This window comes from Chamaesiphon sp. OTE_20_metabat_361 (genome assembly GCF_031364565.1).
The window spans coordinates 1-4,406 of the sequence record NZ_JANLWO010000185.1 but is presented as its reverse complement, the minus strand read 5'-3'; the positions used below and the strand labels follow the sequence as shown (position 1 = coordinate 4,406).

The following is a 4,406-nucleotide window of genomic DNA, read 5'->3' as shown; positions in this document are numbered from 1 at the left end:
CTGTGGGGAATATCCCGCTCAAGGTGGGTGATTATGTTGCCAAGGGTGACGCGCTGACCACATTGACCAAAAATGACTCCTTCGACCTGAATTTGGCAATTCCATTCGATCGAGCTAGACAATTGCGTGCGGGTCTGCCTGTCGAGCTGCTAGATGCCGCTGGTAAGTCGATCGAGATGGGCAAAGTCGGTTTTATCGCACCGAACGCAACTGCTGATTCTCAGACGATTTTGGCAAAGGCTAGTTTTGCTAATACCAGCGGACGACTGCTCAATCGTCAGTCGGTACAAGCTAGAGCAGTTTGGGACAAACACCCAGGAATTTTGATCCCGGTGACTGCGGTATCGCGATTGGGTGGGAAGACGTTTGTGTTTGTGGCGGATGCTGGAAAGCAGTCGCAAAATGGTAAGAGTTCATTAGTCGCGAGACAGCAACCTGTGGATTTGGGAGCGATCGAGGGTAATAACTATCAAGTGATAAAGGGCTTGAAACCGGGGGAGAAGATTGTGGTTTCGGGGTTACTGAATTTGACCAATGGTGTGCCGATCTCGTTCGCTGAAAGCGGCTCTTCGAGCATCGCACCTGAAGATAATAATGCTCAAAAAACTCCCTAAATCTAAACAATGTTTGTAAATACCTTTATCAAACGCCCAGTTCTCACAACAGTTTGTACATTTATTATTCTGTTATTAGGGAGTATTGCGATTCCGATTTTGCCGATTTCACAGTTGCCAGATTTGGCTCCGATTCAGATTAATGTAACTTCAAATAATACTGGTGCAGATGCTCAAACGACAGAAAGTACCGTCACCAATATTATCGAACGCCAGATCAATGGTGTCAGAGATGTATCTTATATATCTTCCAATACCGGAAATGATGGTTCGAGTAATATTACTGTTTCTTTCCCTAGTAATGTCAATCCAGATATCGCCCAAGTCAACGTTCAAAATAAGCAAGCTCTAGCTGCACCTCAATTGCCAACTACGGTACAGCGGACGGGCGTAACTGTTGAAACAGCATCTAGTAGTCTGTTATTGGTTTATGGTTTTTATTCAGATAATGCTGAATACGACAATATTTTCTTGAGTAATTATGTCGATTTATATCTACTCGATCTGATTAAACGCGTGCCTGGAGTGGGGAGTGTGCGGATTTTTGGGGAGCGTAAATATGCGATGCGATTGTGGCTCGATCCCAATAAACTCGCTCAAAATCAAATTACGCCGCAAGATATTACGACCGCTTTGCAGGAGCAAAATATTCAAGTGGGTGCGGGGGCAATCGGTAAAGAACCCGCTCCAACTAATCAAAGTTATGAATTTGCCTTGCGGGCGACTAGTCGGTTCAAGGAAGTCTCAGAATTTGAGAATTTGGTACTAAAAGTCAGTACTGGTGGCACGCTCCTGAAGCTCTCCGATGTGGGTAGAGTCGAATTGGGGGCAGAAAACTATACTTCTGATGCTAAATTCACATTGCCTGGAAAACAACCTAAAGCGGCTGTGGGCTTGGGTGTCTATCAATTGCCAGGGAGTAATGCTCTGCAAGTTGCCAAGGCGGTGGAGGCGCAGATCGAGACGTTAGCCAAGAGTTTTCCACCAGGACTCAAAGCGCAAGTCGCTTTTGATACGACTCCATTTGTGGAGATTTCCCTGGAAGAGGTACTGCATACTTTGGTAGAAGCGATCGTGTTGGTCGTGCTGGTAATTTTTGTATTTTTGCAAGATTGGCGGACGACAATTATCCCAACGATCGCGATTCCGGTATCTCTCATCGGGACGTGTGCGGCTCTACTGGTACTGGGCTTTCAAATCAACACGCTGACGCTGTTTGGCTTTGTGCTGGCGATCGGGATTGTGGTAGATGATGCGATTATTGTCGTAGAAGCAGTATCGGTCAAGTTGGAGCAGGGTATGGCACCCTTGGCGGCGGCAATTGAGGCGATGCACGAGTTGACGGGGGCGATTGTGGCGACTTCGTTGGTGCTGATGGCGGTGTTTATCCCGGTGGCGTTTATACCGGGGACGAGTGGGATCGTCTACAGACAGTTTGCCCTGACAGTGGCATGTTCGATCGCGATTTCGGCTTTCAATGCACTGACGTTCTCACCGAGTATCGCCGCCCTGATTATGCGCCCAGCTCAACCCGCACGGGGGCCTGTGGGCTGGTTCTTTGGCAAGTTCAATCAGGGCTTTACTTGGTTCACCCGTCGCTATATCGGCTTTGTGAGTTTCCTGACTGGGGCGAAGTTGCTAGTGATGGGGGTGTTTATTGCAGGGTTACTCGCGACTGTATTTATGTACAGAGCGGTACCGACTGGGTTTATCCCTGAAGAAGATCAGGGTTACTTTTTTGTAATCGCTCAAGCTCCCGATGGGGTATCGCTGCAATATACCTCCGCAATTATGGATCGGGTGGCGAAAGAAGTCGCCGTGATTCCCGAAGTTCAAGCGACATTTTTGATTACGGGGTTTGGGTTTGATGGCGGTGCATCGAATGTGGGGCTGGGATTTGTGAGTCTCAAATCTTGGAAGGAGCGCACTACTGAAGCTCAGTCGGTGTATGGTTTGCTGCGGAATCTCAACAAAAAGCTATCAGGCATCACTGAAGCCAGAGTACTCGCGGTGAATGCGCCACCAGTGCGGGGATTGAGTGCCACGGGCGGGTTTGAGTTCCTAATCCAAGATCGGACGGGGACAGCACCGATCGAAACTTTGGTCGATAATGCCCAGAAATTTATCGCCGCAGCTAACAAGAAGCCCGCGCTACAACGCGTCTTTACTCAGTTCACCGCCAATACGCCCCAATTTGACATCCAAGTCAATCGCAACCAAGCTAAAGCTCTCAATGTGGATGTCGGTCAAATTTTCAGCACTTTGCAAACCTATTTAGGTTCGCAATACGTCAATGACTTTGTGCAGGGACAACGGCAGTACCGCGTCTATCTCCAAGCCGATGGCAAGTTTCGCGCCAATCCCGATGATATCGGGAAACTATACGTGCGCTCGAATAGTGTCTCCACCGGAACAACCACCACACCTAGGGCGATGATTCCCCTGAGTAGTCTGGTGACGATTACGCCATTTGTCGGGCCGAAGACGATATCGCACTACAACTTATATCGATCGATCAAAGTGCAAGGTAGTCCGGCTGCTGGAGCTAGTTCGGGTGAGGCAATTAAGGCGATGGAGGAAGTAGCTAAAGCGACCTTACCGCAGGGATTTGGGTATGAGTGGACGGGGACTTATCTTCAGGAGAAGGCTTCGGGTGGTGCTACGGGGCTGATTTTTGGGATTGCGATCGTCATTGTGTTTCTCGTCCTCTCAGCGCAGTATGAAAGCTACACAGACCCGATTATTATCTTACTAACTGTACCGTTGGCGATCTTGGGCGCAATGACGGCGATTTGGATTCGATCGAATATCTTTATGGCGGATAGTCTATTTCCCAAGGTGGTGGATGATATTTATTGCCAGGTGGGTTTGGTAACGTTGATTGGATTAGCTGCCAAAAATGCGATTCTGGTCGTTGAATTTGCCAATCAACTCAGAGAACAAGGCATGAGTTACACCCGCGCCGCTGTCAAAGCCGGGGAAGAACGATTGCGACCGATTTTGATGACTTCATTTGCGGCGTTATTGGGATTTTTACCATTGGTATTATCTGAAGGCGCGGGAGCCAGTAGCCGCTGGTCGTTAGGGACGGCATTATTTGGCGGGTTACTATTGGCAACGTTTTTGAGTCTATTTTTGGTACCGATTCTATATATTTTGGTGAAAACTTTGGCGGCGGCTGGCGCGTCAAAGTTTTTGAAAAAGAGCCATTCCCTGCCTGAACAAGCCGCGATCGTCAAGCACTAAAATTATCGTCGGATCTTGAATGCGATAAACAATAATGTGCCTGCAAAACGAGCCAACGTTACGTTGGCTCGCGGGTTTCATTAGTGCTAATCCCCAGTTTTAGCCCACTCGATCGCGAGATGATTATCTACCGAACATACTCCTGGAGCAGCCCAGGCGACTCGTTCGGCTTCCTCGCGCTGGGTAAGCGTCGGAACTTTACCGTGAAGGATCGCCTTGCTACCAGAAATCTCGATGCGGATCTGTTTGGCATCTAAGAGAGCATTGCGAGCGAATGCCGCTTCAATGTCCATACCGACTGCGGGGATTTTATCGGTGGATTTAATCGAAATTGAATTAGAAACCCCATGAACGCCCGATAGGTGCCGCACGGCGACTTCCGCTGCATTCTTTTGATACCACCATTCCACTTCACCTTCTAAGATGACCCAACCGTTGCGAATAGTTATCCCAACGGTTCCCTTGGGAATTGTCGTAGACCAGGCAATTTGGTGAGCGGCGGCGGCGGCGATCTCGCCGTCAGTGCGGTGGTTGGCATCAGGGATA

General features: G+C 48.8%; 3 protein-coding genes. 2 read left to right on the top strand and 1 reads right to left on the bottom strand.

Annotated elements, in window-relative coordinates:
- The coding region (locus tag RMO35_RS05140; RefSeq protein WP_309739039.1) for an efflux RND transporter periplasmic adaptor subunit at positions 1-614 on the top strand (614 nt) is incomplete at its 5' end.
- Between the two features lie 9 nt (positions 615-623).
- Positions 624-3,860 carry an efflux RND transporter permease subunit gene (locus RMO35_RS05135; RefSeq protein WP_309739037.1) on the top strand — a complete coding sequence of 1,079 codons (3,237 nt, stop codon included), beginning with the start codon at positions 624-626 and terminating at the stop codon, positions 3,858-3,860.
- A gap of 86 nt (positions 3,861-3,946) precedes the next feature.
- Here the strand turns inward: RMO35_RS05135 and RMO35_RS05130 are convergent.
- The coding region (locus RMO35_RS05130) for a BON domain-containing protein (protein ID WP_309739036.1) at positions 3,947-4,406 on the bottom strand (460 nt) is incomplete at its 5' end.